The 17,957-nt window shown below is 48.7% G+C and carries 16 protein-coding genes and 1 pseudogene; 3 read left to right on the top strand and 14 right to left on the bottom strand.

The window, feature by feature from the left end; genetic code table 11:
- Nucleotide 1 precedes the first annotated feature (1 nt).
- From fliD to ACTRDR_RS00250, 12 genes and pseudogenes are all read right to left on the bottom strand, one after another.
- The gene (gene fliD / locus ACTRDR_RS00195; RefSeq protein WP_440525702.1) at nt 2-1,552 is read right to left on the bottom strand and encodes a flagellar filament capping protein FliD; all 1,551 of its coding nucleotides are present in this window, start codon (nt 1,550-1,552) and stop codon (nt 2-4) included.
- 17 nt (nt 1,553-1,569) lie between these two features.
- Nucleotides 1,570-2,022, bottom strand: coding sequence for a flagellar protein FlaG (locus tag ACTRDR_RS00200; RefSeq protein WP_440525703.1), 453 nt, complete (start codon nt 2,020-2,022; stop codon nt 1,570-1,572).
- Between the two features lie 164 nt (nt 2,023-2,186).
- Nucleotides 2,187-2,405 carry a carbon storage regulator CsrA gene (gene csrA, locus ACTRDR_RS00205; protein ID WP_440525704.1) on the bottom strand — a complete coding sequence of 73 codons (219 nt, stop codon included), beginning with the start codon at nt 2,403-2,405 and terminating at the stop codon, nt 2,187-2,189.
- Nucleotide 2,406: 1 nt separating this feature from the next.
- Nucleotides 2,407-2,865, bottom strand: coding sequence for a flagellar assembly protein FliW (fliW, locus tag ACTRDR_RS00210; RefSeq protein ID WP_440525705.1), 459 nt, complete (start codon nt 2,863-2,865; stop codon nt 2,407-2,409).
- 64 nt (nt 2,866-2,929) lie between these two features.
- Nucleotides 2,930-4,468: a flagellin N-terminal helical domain-containing protein gene (locus tag ACTRDR_RS00215; RefSeq protein WP_440525706.1), complete on the bottom strand. Its 1,539-nt coding sequence runs from the start codon at nt 4,466-4,468 to the stop codon at nt 2,930-2,932.
- Nucleotides 4,469-4,515: 47 nt separating this feature from the next.
- Entirely contained in the window at nt 4,516-6,438 is a 1,923-nt protein-coding gene (flgK, locus tag ACTRDR_RS00220) for a flagellar hook-associated protein FlgK (protein WP_440525707.1), read from the bottom strand.
- 13 nt (nt 6,439-6,451) lie between these two features.
- Nucleotides 6,452-8,170, bottom strand: a complete 1,719-nt coding sequence (flgK, locus tag ACTRDR_RS00225) for a flagellar hook-associated protein FlgK (RefSeq protein ID WP_440525708.1) — start codon at nt 8,168-8,170, stop codon at nt 6,452-6,454.
- A 60-nt stretch (nt 8,171-8,230) separates the two neighbouring features.
- Nucleotides 8,231-8,749 (bottom strand): flagellar protein FlgN, encoded by a 519-nt coding sequence (locus tag ACTRDR_RS00230; protein ID WP_440525709.1) that lies wholly within the window; start codon nt 8,747-8,749, stop codon nt 8,231-8,233.
- Between the two features lie 4 nt (nt 8,750-8,753).
- Nucleotides 8,754-9,029 (bottom strand): flagellar biosynthesis anti-sigma factor FlgM, encoded by a 276-nt coding sequence (gene flgM, locus ACTRDR_RS00235; RefSeq protein ID WP_440525710.1) that lies wholly within the window; start codon nt 9,027-9,029, stop codon nt 8,754-8,756.
- Between the two features lie 104 nt (nt 9,030-9,133).
- Nucleotides 9,134-10,522 (bottom strand): MATE family efflux transporter, encoded by a 1,389-nt coding sequence (locus ACTRDR_RS00240; protein ID WP_440525711.1) that lies wholly within the window; start codon nt 10,520-10,522, stop codon nt 9,134-9,136.
- A gap of 222 nt (nt 10,523-10,744) precedes the next feature.
- On the bottom strand, nt 10,745-12,121 hold the full coding sequence (locus ACTRDR_RS00245; RefSeq protein WP_440525712.1) for an MATE family efflux transporter: 1,377 nt from the start codon (nt 12,119-12,121) through the stop codon (nt 10,745-10,747).
- A 131-nt stretch (nt 12,122-12,252) separates the two neighbouring features.
- Nucleotides 12,253-12,478: pseudogene (locus ACTRDR_RS00250) on the bottom strand (hypothetical protein).
- Between the two features lie 63 nt (nt 12,479-12,541).
- On the opposite strand from ACTRDR_RS00250, the gene ACTRDR_RS00255 reads away from it, so the two are divergent.
- The 3 genes from ACTRDR_RS00255 to ACTRDR_RS00265 are packed head-to-tail and all read left to right on the top strand — an operon-like array spanning nt 12,542 to nt 15,586.
- Nucleotides 12,542-13,915 (top strand): NAD(P)/FAD-dependent oxidoreductase, encoded by a 1,374-nt coding sequence (locus tag ACTRDR_RS00255; protein WP_440525713.1) that lies wholly within the window; start codon nt 12,542-12,544, stop codon nt 13,913-13,915.
- 42 nt (nt 13,916-13,957) lie between these two features.
- Nucleotides 13,958-14,815 (top strand): DegV family protein, encoded by an 858-nt coding sequence (locus ACTRDR_RS00260; protein ID WP_440525714.1) that lies wholly within the window; start codon nt 13,958-13,960, stop codon nt 14,813-14,815.
- A gap of 36 nt (nt 14,816-14,851) precedes the next feature.
- The gene (locus tag ACTRDR_RS00265) at nt 14,852-15,586 is read left to right on the top strand and encodes a lysophospholipid acyltransferase family protein (RefSeq protein ID WP_440525715.1); all 735 of its coding nucleotides are present in this window, start codon (nt 14,852-14,854) and stop codon (nt 15,584-15,586) included.
- On the opposite strand, the gene ACTRDR_RS00270 is transcribed toward ACTRDR_RS00265, so the two are convergent.
- Together ACTRDR_RS00270 and ACTRDR_RS00275 are read right to left on the bottom strand one after the other, a co-directional pair.
- Nucleotides 15,579-16,874, bottom strand: coding sequence for a cellulase N-terminal Ig-like domain-containing protein (locus ACTRDR_RS00270; RefSeq protein WP_440525716.1), 1,296 nt, complete (start codon nt 16,872-16,874; stop codon nt 15,579-15,581). The genes ACTRDR_RS00265 and ACTRDR_RS00270 overlap by 8 nt on opposite strands.
- 113 nt (nt 16,875-16,987) lie before the next feature.
- On the bottom strand, nt 16,988-17,836 hold the full coding sequence (locus tag ACTRDR_RS00275; protein ID WP_440525717.1) for a peptidoglycan DD-metalloendopeptidase family protein: 849 nt from the start codon (nt 17,834-17,836) through the stop codon (nt 16,988-16,990).
- Nucleotides 17,837-17,957 lie beyond the last annotated feature (121 nt).

Here is a 17,957-nt window from a genome sequence, read left to right on the forward strand (position 1 = left end):
ATCATGATCCTCCTAATAAGCTGGTCACCGCACTGGAATTGCTCTGCAGCTTTGCCAGAGCTGTCTCCATCTTGGAGAATTTGGAATACCATTTGTCCTCGTAATCGTTGAGTTTATCTTCCAGGTCTTTGATCTTAGATGTATAATCATCATAATCCGATTTCATCTTTTTGTCATCATAAAAATTGCCGTAGGAGCGATAACCTTCTACCGATTTGGACAGATCACTCATTTTCGTATACAGATTCTTGAACAATCCGGAGAAAAAGCTGACTACGGTATCCGGATCGCTGCTGATCATGCTCTTGAGCTTATCGGCATTGCCGGAAGTACTGGAATCATCTGCATCACCATCGATATGGTAGGCATTTTTCTCATTCTCCGCAGCGGTAAAGTAGCTCAGAGTCTCAATACCGAAATCACTGAGGTACATCTGCTTGCCGTTGACCTCCAGTCCGGAAGACATTACCTCCTTCAGAGTAGAGCTTACGGTAGACAGATTGCTGTCTCTGCGTAACAGTGCATCCTTGATCTTCTGCTCGTATTTCTCTACCTCGGAGTCGGACATAGCATCCTTCTCGTCATCGGTCAGCGGCTCATAGCCTTTGGCAGAATCTGCATTATACAGCTTATCCATCTCATTGATGATGGAATTATAATCCTTCAGGAAACTCTTGATCATATCGTAGATGCCGTCTACGTCATCCTTCGTGGTCACCACGACGTTCTCAGCGGTCTCCTTCATGGCTGTGATGGTCAGTCCATTGATGGAGAATACATTGGTGTTGCTCTCATACTCCGTATCATTCAGCGTGATCTTCGCATTCTTTGCATCGATCTTGTTGGCACTTGCGCTGTCCAGACCCAGGCTCTTAAGTACGTTATTACCGATCTCATCGGATGCGGTAATGCTGAAATCGTTGCCCTCTCCGGAATCCTTGGCACTGATATAGAATCTCTGCTGCGTCTCATCAAAGTTGGCATTCAGTCCGGCTTCTTTTAATTTGGTCAGTACGTTGGAGATGGTAGTATCCGCAGTGATCTCCAGTTCCACATTGGTATCACCGCTCTTGATATTTAATTTGGTACCGGTGCTCAGATCCAAAGCAGTACCGTTATTATTCACGCTCAGGTCAGACAGCTTCGTCAGGGCATTGAGCTTGAAATCATCCCCGTCTGTGTCTGTTTTAGTCCTCAGAGAAGCCTTGCCACCGGTCATGTAAGCAGTCTTGGCCAGCTGTGTGATCTTCAGGTTCTGCACGCCGTTCATGGCATTCTCACCGGTGATGATGCTGGCTGCGGTGCTGTCGGAGACGGATGTGGTCTTCTTCATATAAGCACTGGTAAAACGCATATTGTTGACGTATTTGGACTGCAGATTCTTCAGCTTGGTGTTCAGATCCTTCCATGCCGTAGTCTTCCACTCCAGCTTGGTCTGTGCCTTTTTCGCATCGTCTACTTTGGTCTGCTTTGCAGATACCAGCTGCTGGATAATGCTCTCTGTGTCCATACCGGAGATCAGTCCGGATAATCTCATTGTTGATGATGCCATATTGGTATCCTCCTATCTTATCTCTTCTCATCTACCAGGATACCGGCTAACTCCCACACTTTGGCGATCATGTCCAGGGTCTTCTCGGGAGGAAGTTCCTTGATCACTTTCTTGGTATCCTTATCTATGATCTTGATGGTTACGCGGTTGGTTGCCTCATGGATGCCGAAGACCGCTTCGGAATGAGACATCATGTTCTTGTTCAGCTTCTCTACCGCTTTCTTGATCTGCTCATTGGTCACATGCTGTTGCTGCTCCCCATTGGGATCGGCAGAGGTATTGCTCTGCTCCTTGCCCTGAGCATTCTCAACGACTGCTGTCGTCTGATCGATCTTGTCTATTGGCTTTACATTGGCAGAATTGTATTCAGAGGCGTTTTCCTCTGTGGTCACTTTTGTAGTCGCATTCCTGGCAGCGGACGTGTTCTGTGCCTGCACTGTCATGATACTGGAAATCGGTTCTATGGTCATAATGGTCACCTCCGTGTGATAAAAAGCGCCTTCCGTGGGCGCACGACCTTGCTTCTCTAAGGATTGTATCGGTAAATCCTTAGAAAAAGTTAATAGGAGCTGCAAAAAATTGCACCTCCTATGCCTAATTTCCTATTTTCCTATTTTTCTATTTTGTCTTCTGCTTACCCAAACAGGTTCTTCAGTGCTTCCATACCGTCCGCATCCACAGAAGCTTTATTAGCCTCCTGGATCTGGATGTATACTTCCTTGCGGTAAATGGGCACTTCCTTGGGAGCGGAGATACCGATCTTGACCTGGTCACCCTTGACCTCTAAGACAGTGATCTCGATGTCATTGTTGATGACGATGGCCTCATTTTTTTTACGGGATAATGCCAGCATCTTACTCACCCGCCTTTCCGGACTTCAGGATATCGTAGATGGGGAACTTTACGGGATACTGGTTGCCTTCGAGGATGATCTGGCATGCCTTACGCTCTTCCACGTTAATGACAAAGGGGCCCTGGAGGTTCACGGTCATCTTCGTAAGATCGGAGGGTACGGTCACGGTCACCATGACCAGAAGGTTCTCCGGGGTGAGTGTTCCCACACCGGTGAGCAGCTCATCATCCACCTCGGGATCATAGTCCGGGTTGACCAGCAGAGGATCCATGACCGGCATGGCAAAGCTGGGTTCCTCGATGGACTGCAGATAACGGATACCGGCGCTGCTGCCCTTCTCCTCGTCATGCAGCATGGTAAAATGCTTCAGCTCCGGGAATCCGATGATTCCTTTGTCGAAAGTGATGATCTTGTCATCCGCGATCTCTACTTCCCCAAAATTTTTTGTCTGAATCTTCATAGAACACCTATGCCTTTCCGTACCTGCAAGCCTTCAGGTACTTCTGTATTTTTACACTATCCTCTTAGATAAAGTTCAAAAGCGTGGTCTGCATGACTTTACCGGTAGCCATCAGAGCCGCTTCGTAGGTCATCCCCGCACTCTTTAAGTTAATGGCGGTCTCTGTCACATCAATATCTTCGTTTTCACTCTTTAATGTCTCAAAGGTAGTCTTCTGGCTCTTCATACGGTTCTCAATGAGCTCCAGCTTGCTGCTTCTGGTACCGCAGTTGGTGATGCACAGGTTGGCATCATCGAGATATCCCTGGAAGGTGGTAATGCTGCTCTCGAACAGCTTCTGGCATTTATCCTTCGACAGGGTCAGTGCCTTCTCCACGGCTTCCATCTGTTTTTTCAGAATATCCGCATCCTTACCGGTAGCATTTTCCTGCAGTCCTTCAAGCCTGGTCTTCACAGTCTCTAAGTCGATTACATCCTGCATCGCCTGTACCAGGTCATCCACGGTACGGCCGATTCCGTGCTGGAAGCACTCATCTGCGGTAGAATTTACACGGATGGTCTGATTGAATCCTACATCATATTCGATCACCTGTCTGTCCTCATCATCCTGTGTATATTTCTGATTATATTTTATTGTCTTGCCATCCACGGTAGCATCACACTTGAAGTAATGTTCCGGCCGCAGGTCTCCTTTGACCCAGTGATTCTTCTGATAGATCACCTGGATCTCGCCCTCGTTCTGATCAGGTGTAGCGGGATCATCCTTGCATGCCATCAGGGTCTTGTAGCAGTCTTTTCCGATCAGGAGTTCTCCGGTATCTGCCACGTAGATTATTTTATCTGGATTCTGTGCAATCTTATCATAAGGGCTGTCCGCGTCCGTAGAGGTTGCCTTCATAATCGTGCCATCTGTTGTGGACCATGTGGTATTGCCGAATTTGATCTCGACATCCCCACCCTTTTTACAGTCATCATACGCCAGTCGAATCCGATATACCTCCGTAGCCTTGATGTTCTGTTCTGATATCTTATCAAAGCCCGCATCTTTATAATTCGCTGCGGTGATATCCAGCAGTTTACCGGTATTTACCTTGGTCAGCTTAGTGATGGAGCTGTTGTCCAGCTGCTCGGTGATATTGTATTCCGTGTTGTATTCCTTGTCAAAGCTTAAGGAAGTATCGGTACGATATCCGGTAAACACATAGCGTCCGGCGTAGTCGGCATCGCCGGTGCTGTAAACTTCTTCTCCTAAAGCTTTCAGCTGTTCGAGAATGATCTGGCGGTCTTCTGCCTTCAGGTCTCCGTTGGAGCCCTTCGTAGACTGTTTAATCATGCTGGTGATGATTTCTGTCAGATTCTTCAGTGCATCTTCCGTCACGTTCAGCCAGCTCTCCGCATCGGGGATATTCTTGCTGTAATACTGTGTCACTTCCGTTACGTTGCTTCGCAGGCGCAGGGCACGGATCGATACCACCGGGTCATCGGAAGGGCGGTTCACCTTCTTCTGCGTGGACATCTGTGTGCTCAGCTTATCCTGATATACTTTGTTCGTATTGATATTGGACAGATTATTACGCTGCATGATCTTATTCGTAATTCTCATTTTGGTCCTTGTCCTTTCTCTCTATAGAATTCCATACCATTTTCACACTAGACTCCGGTCTCCAGGATCAGTCTGTCATATATTTCCGTTAAGGTCTGGATCATCTTGGAAGCCAGATTGTATCCGTTCTGATATTTTACCAGATTCACCGCTTCTTCATCCTCATCGACACCGGAGATGGAAATTCTCTGATTATCAATGGTAGCGGAGACATCCTTAAAGCTTGCATAAAATGTATTTGCTCTGGATGCATTCAATGCCACATCCGACAGAATACACTGTAAAAATTCGGAAGCATTACAGCCGCGGAAGCTCATCTTCGTCTTATCTGTTGCCAGGTTCTTCAGATCATTTAACAGGTCGTTCTGTTCCACACCGTCGGCGGCATCCTTACGGTTCGCCATCAGGCCGGGATCCTGTTCGATAGCCTCCAGGATGTCGAAATTCTTCGCGGTCAGACGATAGTAGCTGTCATCGTTGACCTTTACCGTCATTTTGCTGCCGGCCTTTTTTTCCTGCTTGTCATATCGCTTCGCCGCATCATCCAGCAGGAACTGCTCGCCACCGGTAGCTTTATTACCGGTGAACATCTTCACGCCGGGATCTCCGTTTCCGCTGTAGCCGGAAGTCAGAATATCGTTAAATTTCTGAGAGAAGGTACGGATCCACTCATTCATCTGGTTCATGTAATAAGGGATTCCCTGATAGAACAGGTCGGTACCGATCTCTGCCTTTTTCCCTACACGGTCATTGGTAATTCCCCGGGGATTCTTCTCACTGTCCGATAAAGTAAATGTATAGGAGTAAGTAGCGTTGCCGTTCGCATCATATTCGCAGGTATATTTCCAGGAATCATAGTAGAATTCCTGATTGCCCAGATCCAGGATGCCTCCCTGATCCGACAGATTACATTTATTCAGATCCTGCAGATAAGCCTTGGTTACTTTTACGGTTACGGTATCATGGGTCTTGCCGTCTGCTGTGGTCGTCGTGCCGGTGGCGGTCACCTGTCCGGTGAAATTCTCGCCGTTGTTACCGTCACGCATCTGGATCAGTCCTGCCAGATCACCGCCCATGGATGCATTGTACAGGTTGAACTTCTGCCCGTCCGCCCAGTAGACTTCATAGAGACCGTCGATATCGGTCTGGTTTACTTTCTCGTAGGAGGTTCTTGCCACACATTCGAGACCGTTGTAATCACTGCCGTCTACCAGCATCTGGCCTCCGGCGATCTTGACCATGTATCTGTTGGCACCGGTCTCACGGTTCTCATTGTTGGCATCGATGATCGGTGTCTCTTTGACTTGCACGTCCACGATCTTGGATAACTCATCGATCAGCAGGGTTCTGCGGTCACGGAGCTCGTTTGCTTTCACTCCGGTCAGTTCGATGGTATTGATCTGTTTATTTAAAGTAGCGATCTCACCGGCGATGGAGTTGATCTCGTCCACCTTCAGCTTGATCTCCTGGTTGATATCTTTCTGCACTTTCTCCAGATTGCCTGCCATGCCGTTGAAGTACTCGGTCAGGGCTCCGGCATATCCTACGAACTGGGACTTGGCGGTAGCGCTGTTGGGATCTTTTAACAGAGCCTGCATACCGGTCACCATCAGCTGGTCGAAGATGGTCTTGAATCCGGTGCTCTTGCCGTCATCGTCAAAATAGGTCTCCAGCTGCTGCATGTAGTACTGCTTCATATCGTACTCACCTAACTGCGCGTTGTTATCCCAGAATCTTCCGTCATAGAACTCATCCCGGACACGCTCGATGGCTAACGTCTCTACACCGGCGCCGGCACAGCCGTAGGTCTGGAATACCCGCAGTGCATTGGACGCCTGCTGGGTTACCTGCTGTCTGCTGTAGCCTTCCGTCTGTACATTGGCGATATTGTTGGACGTGGTGTTCATGGCAGCATTGCTGGCCAGCAGTCCTGTATATGCAATATTTAATCCAAAAAATTGTGAGGGCATTCTATATCGCCTCCTATACTCCTAATGTGGAAATAATATGCTCCAGCATCTCGCTGATCACATTGATATATCGACTGGATGCGTTGTATGCATTCTGGAACTTGATCATATTGGACAGTTCCTCGTCCGTGGAGACACCGACCACCTGCTCTCTGGCACTCTGTGTCGCTTCCACGGTGTTGACCTGGTTCTCATAGATGCTCCGGAACACGTATCCGGAGTTTGCTACCTGGGATACAAGATCCGTATAATAATCTACAAAAGTAGTCTTTTTCTGTACGTTGGGATTCAGCGTATAGGATTCTTCGGTAAACGCTGCCTTCAGTGCATCCGCCGTTTTCTTATCTTCCGAACCGTCAGCCAGACGGAAGCCCAGCTTGGAAGGCTCCTGCAGTAATGTGGGATTCACCTGCAGATTGCCGATGGTGTAGAGGCTCTCAGGATTTCCCGCCTTTTCCTCGTTCATGACCCAGTAGTCCTTCTTGTCTTTCCCGGTCACCTTGCGATATCCGTCTGTCGTCACCTTGGTAAATAACTGGATCGGAGTACCATCATCCATGCGCATATAGCCGTCGGACTCCACCGCACAATACTTTACATTTGTAAGCTTTGTGCCGTCTGCCAGCTCCAGATCTCCGCTCCGTACCCCGGCTGCACCTGCCAGGATATCATTGATCTTCGTCACCACATTGTGGATCATCTGGTCAAATTCACCCTGTATGTTCATAACGACCGACTGGGATACGCTGTCGTATTTTCCCTCTGCCAGATCGGTATAATTCGCTCTGTGATCTCCTCTTGCCAGAAGCATTGCCTTCAGTCCGCCGATGTCAGTTCCCAGATCCGATGAGATCTCGATGGAGAGATCAAACACTTCCGCGCCGTCGATATTATAGACTCTGGTGCCGTCATCCCTTGTAGTATAAGAAGCATTCATGGGCCAGAACGGTGTTACGAAGCCGGTAGCTTCGTCCGTCTTCATGGCGATCTCATAGCAGGTTCCGTCCTTGACGAAATCCACACCCTCGATCTGTACGGATACACTGCCGTATCTGTCCTCGGAAAAGCTCATATTTGTCAGCTCTGCCAGTTCATCGAGGATCTGATTTCTCGCATCCCGCAGGTCATTGGCATGCTCAATACCGCCGCTCTCGATGGCACGGATCTGATCGTTTAAGGTTAGCAGCTGTTCTCCGTATTTATTGATCTTATCCACATTCTGTTTGATCTGTGTGTTCAGGTTATCCTGATAGGAGCTTAAGCCATTATATACCGCACTTGCTCTCTGCACGAATTCGGATGCTCTCTGTACGATCAGTCCCTGTGTTACGGAGCTGCTGGGATCCTTGGAAAGCTCCTGTACGGCAGTCCAAAAATCTGTCATGGTCGTCTGAAAAGCCTCGCCGTTTAATTCTCCCAGCTGGCTCTCCACCTCCTCGAGTACTTCCGTGGACACTTCATAGAACATACTGCGTCCGGATTCCTTGCGGTATGTTTTGTCCAGGAAATAATCTCTGACCTGTTTTACACGGGAATAAGTGACACCCAGACCTGTCTGCTTATTTGCAATCGACTTCGGGTCCGTAGATAACGTGACATACGCTCTGTTAGACTGCTGTACCTGTTGTCTGGTATAGCCGGTGGTGTCCACATTAGAAAGATTATGCGCTGTGGTATTCAGCGCATTCTGACTTGTCTGTAATCCGGACGAACCTATATATAAACTACCCATTAATGGCATGAACTCTCACCTCTGTATCAGGGGATCTGCGTGGATCCCCGGGATCTGCTCTTACTGCTTGGCATCGAAGCCATGATTCATAACGCCCATGGTATCACCCGCATTGTAAGCTCCACGATTGTAATTGGCTGTCTCGGGTGCCGCCTTCGCCGCCTGGAGGAGATTCATCTCGAACTCCACCATCTCCAGTGCACTGTTTAACAGTTCACTGTTCTGCTCATTGGCGCGCTTCAGGCCCCGGACTGCTGCCTGCAATCTGTCATGTGCATCTGCCAGCGCCTGCTGCTCCGCAGGGCGTGTGGATAACATGGTGATCAGATTGGACAGCTTTAAATCATTAACATCCCTGTTCAATACATCGGCTATGTCCGCAGTCACTCCCGCTCTCTGTTTGTCCAGATTGTGGATCCTGCTGACAAGCTCCTGCTCCTCGTCCGTGATCTTCTGTAATTCTGCAAGATTACCGCTTGCAATGATCGGTGTCTTGCGTTGTGATAACTGAAGCAGAGCCTCGTACTCCGTACTCTCTCTGTCCAGTACATCTATCAGGTTTTCCATTAAACTAGCCAAGGAACTACCTCATTTCTTCCTGTTTTTGAAGCAGCTTCTCCGCAAAGCTTGCATTGTCCACTCCATAAGTACCGTTTTGGATCCTTGCCTTAATGGGAGCCGTTAACTCTTCCCTGATATCAGGTGCGGCTGCCACTGCTGCCTTAGCGGTCTGGAAATCCTTTCCCTGGTTGCTGATCTGCAGTCTGTCCGTGTGTGCTGTCTTCTGTGTCTTCTGTGTTCTGCTTACCTTCTGAGACTGATACAGCTGCTGTACCTGTGTATACGCTTCAATACGCATATCGACTCCTCCTTCCCGAATGTCTTTGATGTTTCACAATAGATATCGGATGGATTTGCAATTACTTTAGAGTCTGCTGAAAAAAAAACGGTATCTGCACGTACCTATACCATCTGTACCACCCAAACATTGCTCTTCACCATGTAGTAGCCGATGATGACCTTGATCATTTCTGTCCCCTGTACCAGGAAATAGATGCTTACGATCCCCAGCCCGGTAAAGTGCGCCAGCAGATAAGCCGCAGGTACCACGATCACCCAGGTAAATACGGAATCAAACAAAAACGTTACCACCGTCTTACCGCCGGAGCGCAGGGTAAAATAGGACGCATGGCTGAATGCACAGAACGGCATGATGATCGCGGAGACTGCGATGAACTGCGTAGCCAGTCCCTTGATCTCATCCGAAGTATTATAAATACCGGGAAAAAATCCTCCTACCACGAACATCAATGCTGCCATGATCACACAGCAGAAGACACTGAATACGATCATCTTATTGTCTGCATCCTTCGCCTCTTCCAGCTTGCCGGCGCCCAGATACTGTCCTACCACAATGCTGATACAGGAGCCTAACTGCAAATATACAATATTGAACAGATTCGTAATGGTGGATGCGATATTCAGTCCTGCCACTACATCCAGTCCTCTGACGGAATAACACTGGGTCACGGTGGTCATACCTGCTGCCCACATTACTTCATTCATCATCAGGGGGAAGCCCTTGACGAGAATTGCTTTTAGTTCCGCAAAAGGAATGCCGAAGCCGGTGTAGGCTCCTTCCAGATAGCGGTTCTTCGCTCTGTGCATGTGTGCCCAGGTGATCACGATCAATGCCTCAATGTAACGGGCGATCACCGTCGCCAGTGCCGCACCCGCTACCCCCATCTTGGGAAAAGGTCCGATGCCGAAGATCATCAGATAATCTAACAACGCGTTGGTTCCCACCGCCACGAAGCTGGCTAACATGGGAATAAAAGTCTGCCCGGTCTCTTTGATATTCGTAGCATAGGACTGGTTCACCGCAAACGGGATCAGACCTACCATCATGATCGCCAGATATTCCTGACCGTATTTGAGTGCCACATCCGTAGCTCCGTTTCCCACCGTATCCGTCAGATACAGGGAGATCAGCGCGGAACCTTTGGTCAGAAACAGTAATATCGCTCCTCCGGTCACAAACAGGGTCGCATATAATTTAAAACGGAACGAATACATATGCCCCTTATGATTGCCCTTGCCAAAATACTGGGCACCGAAGATGCTGGCTGCGGATACGGCTCCGAAGATCGCCAGGTTGTATACAAAGATCAGCTGGTTCACGATAGCGACACCGGACATCTGCTCCGTACCCAGCTGTCCTACCATAATATTATCTAAAAAGCTTACCAGATTGGTAATAGCATTCTGCAGGATCATGGGAATTGCAAGCAGCAGATACCTGCGATAGAAATCCCCGTTTCCGATATATTTTTTCTTGAATTTAGTTAACATGTTGTTCTCCATTCCGCAGACGATTCCTTTCGTCGGAGGAATCGCGAATCAAATTTCAAATTTGATTCTGCGATAAGGGCTACTTTGTGACGCCTGCGGCACAAATAGCCGTGTGAAAAATAAGCTATCATGCTTATTTTTCACACTATCCCTCAATTCTTTTACTGTCTGTGCTTTGCGGTCACGAGTCTTCCACACTCTGCAGCCGCCTGTCTTATGTTCTTATGTTTCTTCCTGCGGCATGGTACTGTGTACTTTTTTCCTTACAAAATAGAAGCACACTGCCTGCAGCAATATCGTCGCGGTCCAGGATGCCGGATAAGACAAAAACAGTACCATCAATGACCGGTGCATCGGGAATACCCCATAGATCCAGAAGATCCTCGTACCTACCGTCCCGATGATAGATAAGATCATGGGAACCGCCGAATGCCCCATTCCACGCAGGGCTCCCGGGATCAGATCCATGATTCCGCATAAAAAATACGTCAGTGTCGTATACAATAAGATTTCCGTACCACAGGCGATCACATCCGCCTCCGTAGTATAGATATGAAGCAGCTGGGGGCCAAAGAGATTGGCGCCGCCACCCAGCGTCACCGCCACGATCACCGACAGGATCATGCAGTCGGCAAGCACCCGGTCCATACGCTTTTTCTTCCCGGCTCCGTAGTTCTGGCTGGTGAAGCTCATGCACGCCTGCGTGATGGAATTGACCGATACGAACAGGAATCCGAAGATGTTGTTCGCCGCCGTGTATCCCGCCATGGCAATGGATCCGAAGGAATTCACCGAAGACTGCAGCAATACGTTGGAAAAATTGATCACCACGCTCTGAATTCCTGCAGGCACTCCCACCTGGAAGATCTGCACCAGATACTCCCATTTGATTCCCAGCTTTGTGATCTGCAGACGATAGCAACTGTCCGTGCCAAGCAGACATTCCAGTACCAACACACAGGAGATGATCTGCGAGAACACCGTAGCGATGGCCACACCTGCCACTCCCATGGAAAAGACAATGACCAGGAACAGATTCAGTGCTGCGTTAACAGCTCCTGAAATGATCAGGAACAGAAGCGGTCTCTTTGTATCGCCCACCGCACGCAGAATGGCAGCTCCGTAATTGTACAGCATAAAAAAGGGCATTCCGCAAAAATAGATTTTCATATATAAAGCTGCCTGGTCGATCACATCTGCCGGCGTATCCATCAGCTCCAGTGTCCCACGGGCACAGAACAGTCCCACGAATACCATGACGATGCCGCTGATCAGGGCAAAAGTCATCGCCGTATGTACCGTCTCGCTCATCTCCCGCTCTTTGCCTGCCGCATAGAATCTGGCAGACAATACGTTGGCTCCCAGCGAGACCCCGATGAACAGATTCACAAACATATTGATCAATGCCGTGGTGGATCCCACCGCCGCCAGCGCCTGACTTCCGGTGAATCTCCCGACCACAATAATATCCACTGCATTAAACAGCAGTTGTAAAATACTCGACACCATCAGCGGCAAGGCAAAGGATATTAATTTATCCATGATCGTGCCATTGCACATATCTATCTCATATTTATTTTTCTTCTGTACTGCTTCCATTTCAGATACCTTTCCCACCATTTCCGGACAAGCCTATGAATTATGATTCTATCACATATTTTACTATATTTCCATTCCCCTTTTTTGCTAAAATTATGGTATACTATATTTTGATGCCAGGGTCAAAAGGTCTAAGCCCACATGAGCTTGCTCATAAGTGGGTGAAAGACCTTAGGACCCGCCCCGATATGAGCATAAAAGTGGGATGATAATCCCACGATATGCGAATAGAGGGTAGGGTGCTATGTGCCAGTGGCACATGTTTAGCACGGACCGAAGCGGAGCGGAGACGTGAGAGTGCGTAGCACGGAACAATCCGTAGGCATCAGCGTCGGGGGCTTTTGACCCCGACATCATATTTTGGATGTTTTTGGTATTTACAAAAGTGAACAGAACACACTATGAAAGGAACCATTCCCTATGAAATATGACATCATTATTATCGGTGCCGGCCCCGGCGGTATCTTCTCCGCTTACGAGCTGGTACAACAGAATCCCGATCTGAAGATCGCCGTCTTCGAAGCCGGTCATCCCCTGGAGAAGCGTCACTGCCCCATCGACGGAGATAAGATCAAGAACTGCATCAACTGCAAGAGCTGTTCTATTATGAGCGGTTTCGGCGGTGCAGGTGCTTTTTCCGACGGAAAATACAACATCACCAACGCTTTCGGCGGTACGTTGTATGAATACATCGGCAAAAATCAGGCCATCGATCTCATGAAATACGTGGATGACATCAATATGAAATTCGGTGGAGAGGGCACCAAGCTGTATTCCACCGCAGGTACCTCATTTAAGAAGCTCTGCATGCAGAACAAGCTGACTCTGTTAGATGCTTCCGTGCGTCACTTAGGTACCGATATCAATTTTATCGTGCTGGAGAACCTGTACGCGGAGCTCAAAGATAAAGTGACCTTCTATTTCGATACTCCGGTAAAAACCGTGGAAGCACTGGATCCGGGGTATCGTATCAGCTGTGAGGACGCCTCCTACGAGTGTGATCAATGCATCATCTCCGTAGGCCGCAGCGGCAGCAAATGGATGGAACGCATCTGTAAGGATCTGGATATCAACACCAAGTCCAACCGTGTGGATATCGGTGTCCGCGTGGAGCTTCCCGCTGTCATCTTCTCTCATCTGACCGATGAGCTGTATGAGAGCAAGATCGTATACCGAACCGAGAAATTCGAAGATGCCGTGCGTACCTTCTGTATGAACCCCCACGGTATCGTAGTAAATGAGAATACCAACGGCATCGTCACCGTCAACGGCCACAGCTACGAAGGTGCCGACAAACAGACCGAGAATACCAACTTTGCACTGTTAGTCGCCAAGCATTTCTCCGAACCCTTCAAGGACAGTAACGGCTACGGCGAAAGCATCGCCCGTCTCTCCAATATGCTGGGCGGCGGTGTCATCGTACAGCGTTTCGGTGATCTGGTAAGAGGACGCCGCAGTAATGCAAAGCGTATTGCCGAGGGCATGGTGGAGCCTACCCTGGCTGCAACCCCCGGTGACTTAAGCCTGGTACTGCCCAAGCGTATCTTAGACGGCATCATTGAAATGATCTACGCTTTGGACAAGATCGCACCCGGTACTGCCAATGACGACACCTTACTCTACGGTGTGGAGGTGAAGTTCTACAACATGGAAGTGGAACTGGACGAGCACCTGGAAAGCTGTCATAAGGGATTATATATCATCGGTGACGGCAGCGGCGTGACCCATTCCCTGTCCCATGCATCTGCCAGCGGCGTCTATGTAGCCAGACAGATCGTCAAAGGCAATGAATAAGGAAAGATGAAACACTAAAAACTAAAAAAGAAGGTATATTCTATGGCACAGACAGTTAAGATCATCTCTGACAGCACCTGCGATCTGTCAAAAGATTTATTGGAAAAATATGACATTACCATCCTGCCCCTGCACATCCTGTTAGGGGAGACAGAGTATCGTGATGGTATAGACATTACCCCGGAAGAGATCTTCCGCTGGTCTGATGAAAATAAGACCACACCGAAGACCTCTGCGCCTTCCATGACCGAGGCCATGGAAGTGATGAAGCCCTTCCTGGAGGAAGGCCGTGAGATCATCTGTTTCTCTATTTCCGACAGCATGTCCACCTCCGGCAACGTCATGCGGCTGGCCGCGGAAGATCTGGAGGCTTCGGATAGAGTAACCGTGATCAATTCCGCCAACCTGTCTACCGGTATCGGACTGCAGGTAATACAGGCTGCCATTTTATCCGCAGAAGGGAAAACCAGAGCCCAGATCACTGCTGCCATCGAAGAGATCCGCCCCAGAGTCCGCGCCAGCTTCGTCGTAGATACCCTGACCTATCTCTATCGAGGTGGCAGATGCAATGCCGTAGCTGCTCTAGCCGGTGGTATGTTAAAGCTTCACCCCAGGATCGTAGTCGAAGACGGTGCCATGGATGCCTCCAAAAAATACCGTGGTAAGCTGGCTTCTGTCATCCTATCCTATACAAAAGATATGGAAGAAGCCCTGAAAAATGCGGTTCCCGACAGAGTCTTCATCACCCACTCCGGCTGTGACCGGGAGATCGTGGAATCCGTTCGTTCTTATCTGGAGAGCCTCGGCATTTTCAATGAAATACTCGAGACCAGAGCCGGCGGTGTCGTATCCAGCCACTGTGGCCCCGGTACACTGGGCGTATTATTTATCGAGAAATGACATTGATAGAGTAAATAAATCAGAAAGAGGTTTTTTATGATCCGTTTTATATTCGTTGTATTATTTGTTGTATTATTCCTGATCCTGTCCACTCCGCTTATGCTGGTGGAATGGATCATTGGCAAGTTCAATCCGGGACGGAAGGACCGAAGCTCTCTGGCCATTGTCAACTGGGCATTCCGTCAGGTGATCCGCCTGGCGGGCACCAAAGTGATCGCCATCGGTGAAGAAAATATTCCCACCGATACTGCTGTACTGTACGTGGGCAATCACCGCAGCTTTTTCGATGTGGTCCTGACCTACGTCCGCGTGCCCAGACCTACCGGCTACGTTGCCAAAAAAGAAATGCTGAAATGGCCCCTGTTGAATATCTGGATGAAGGATCTGCACTGTCTCTTCCTGGACCGCCAGGATATCAAGGCCGGACTTAAGACGATCCTGCAGGCCATCGAAAAAGCCAAAAACGGCATTTCCATCTGTATCTTCCCGGAGGGCACTCGGAATAAGACAAAAGATACCTTCCTCCCCTTCCATGAAGGCAGCTTTAAGATTGCAGAGAAAGCAGGCGTTCCCATCATTCCCATGACGATCGTGAACTCTGCTGCGATATTCGAAGACCATTTTCCGAAAATAAAAAAGGCCACCGTAGTCATTGAATACGGTAAACCTATTTATATGAAGGATCTGGATAAGGAAACCCGTAAGAGCATGGGTACCTATGTACAGAATATTATCTCCGAGACCTATTTTAAAAACAAAGAACTCATTTAATCTGTTCGTGTTTCCCACCGAGGGAGACCTGCTGGGCGATCAAAAGAAGATAATCCGCAGTGTCTCCCTCTTCGGGATAATAACATACCGAATCTTTATTTCTTCCCATCAGATAATGTAAAAAATCTTCCAGAATCTCCGTGTACTGATAACTGTATAAGATGTAGTTGGCACAGGACAGTTCCTCCGCCCTCTTCAGCAGATCTTCCGTGCCGTTATTAACCGAAGTCACCGCATCGATCATCTTATCCGATCTTTTCGCCAGTTCCTCCCCCCGGTTACGGATATCCTCCATAAACACGGTACACAGATCCACATCCACCGCTTGTCTGGTCGCCAGATATGTCATAGCGCCATAGAGATAGTCCGTCTCTTCGAGGTAGCTGGTATTATCTTCAAAGAAATCCTTATATTCCAGTATCTGCGTCCGGTAGGAATATAATCCCGCCGCCCGGTACAACTCCGTCAGCGCCATGAATTTCTGTGCATCTCTTCCGGAAGTCGCTGTAAGCTTCGTATATATGGCGGAAGCATGCTGTAAGCACTGTGTGGCGTACTGCACGTCGTATTTTTGATACAAATAGCCAAACTTCGCCAGTGCCGCCACATAGGTCATATTCTCCGGCTCCGGCTGCCCGGTGTCATTGGTCGTCTTCTCCAGCCACCCGGCGATATCCTCCAGAAGATCCGGAATCTCATTGGCATTATCATCGGCGAAAGTCTCCGGATACCATTCGCAGGCAGTCAGAACCGTCAGGATCTCTTCCTCGGTAATCCTCCGGTTCTCACAAGCCTCATGCAGCTTCGCACATAAGGAACGAAACAGTTCCCCATAATGATCCTGCTGCACTGTAAAAGCAAATGACTGTCCTACCCTGTCACATTCCAGATAAAATGTACCGTTCTGTGTAACTTCGGTGAAATCCACCCTGCCGATATATAAATGCAGATCTTCGTTATAATCGGAGTTTTCTACCTTACCATGGTATACCGTCTCCCCGGTCTCTTTATCGATCACGCGAAAATTTTCCACCGGCTCACGGCTTTTTACCACTGCCAGTTTTTCTCTGCCTGATGCATAACCCTGCTGGTCCACCAGCACATTGGGTGTCAGTACAGGCAATGTATAGTTGATGACCGGTGTGCTCTCCATGCCGGTGAGACTGCTGATGCTGCTATAACTGACATGTCCCGTCTCCACAGTAGTCCTGCCACAGGCCATCATTCCTATGCTGCTAAATAGTAATAGCAGGGAGAGGATCCCTGCATTTTTCCTGCTGTATCTCAAACGCTTCCTCCGCCCATTCTCTTTGGAGATTATGGTACACTTTTTTCCCATCTATAATAGTATAACGGGTTCGTATAAAAATTTCCATAGGGAATCCTGCCTCCTACGATATATCAGTGGAACAATGTCTCCCCGTTTACCGGTTCCCCGTTATGGGTCAGGGCAAAATATACATTGCTTCCCTCGGCACTGTAATATTTGGTAGGCGCTGCTACTTTGCCTATGGTCTCCCCGGGATTTACATAGGAATCCTCCTGCACAGCGATCTCTGCAAGCTGTCCGTAGGTGGCCTCATAGCCATCGCCCAGATCCAGTGTTACTGCCTTGCCGATCTCTTCATTTTCGAAAATCGAAGTCACTTTACCCTGTGCACAGGCGGTCACTGCCTCGCCCTCCTCCGCGGAGAAAATTGTGGCAGGATTGTATTTGTACTGATCCAGTGTTGCAAAATAGGTGCTCTGATCCATAGAATAATGCATCAGAATATCACTCTGTACCGGCTGCTGTAACCCATCGCTTTCCGCGAAATGCAATGTCTTCTCCACGGTACCTTCGGACAGGGGAGTTGCTGCCTCGGCTTCTTCAAGCAAGGTCTCCTGATCCGTCAGTCCCGGGATCTCCACATGCCCGGAGCCAACCTCCTGTGGCATATAGTCCAGATCATCCTCCGTAACGGGCGCCCCGGCGATCTCCTTCCCAGCCGTGTTATTCGCGGTCAATCCCGGAATGTTCTCATCCTCTTTTAACAGATGCTCATCGTTGTTCTCCGTGATCTCCTGCAATTTATCATCCGCATTGTTTTCAAGCGCAGTGAAGTCCAAGGTATAACCATCATCCTCGGACTCCACATTCTGCCCCTTCATATAGACCCCTGTCATGGTCAATGCTGCCAGTACAAAGGCTGAAGAGGCTAACATTATTATACGTTCTTTGTGAATATTGCTCTTTCTGTTTCTACTCATATTCTATCCGCATCCTTCCTGTTCCCTGAATCTGCTGCCTGCTGTTGCATCACTCAAACCACTTTCCCTGGTTTATCCTATAGTCTTGCCTGATTCATGGGTTTTATTCAGAATGCGGTAT

Origin of the sequence: Simiaoa sp. (genome assembly GCF_051972595.1) — a bacterium.
Lineage (GTDB): Bacteria > Bacillota > Clostridia > Lachnospirales > Lachnospiraceae > Acetatifactor > Acetatifactor hominis.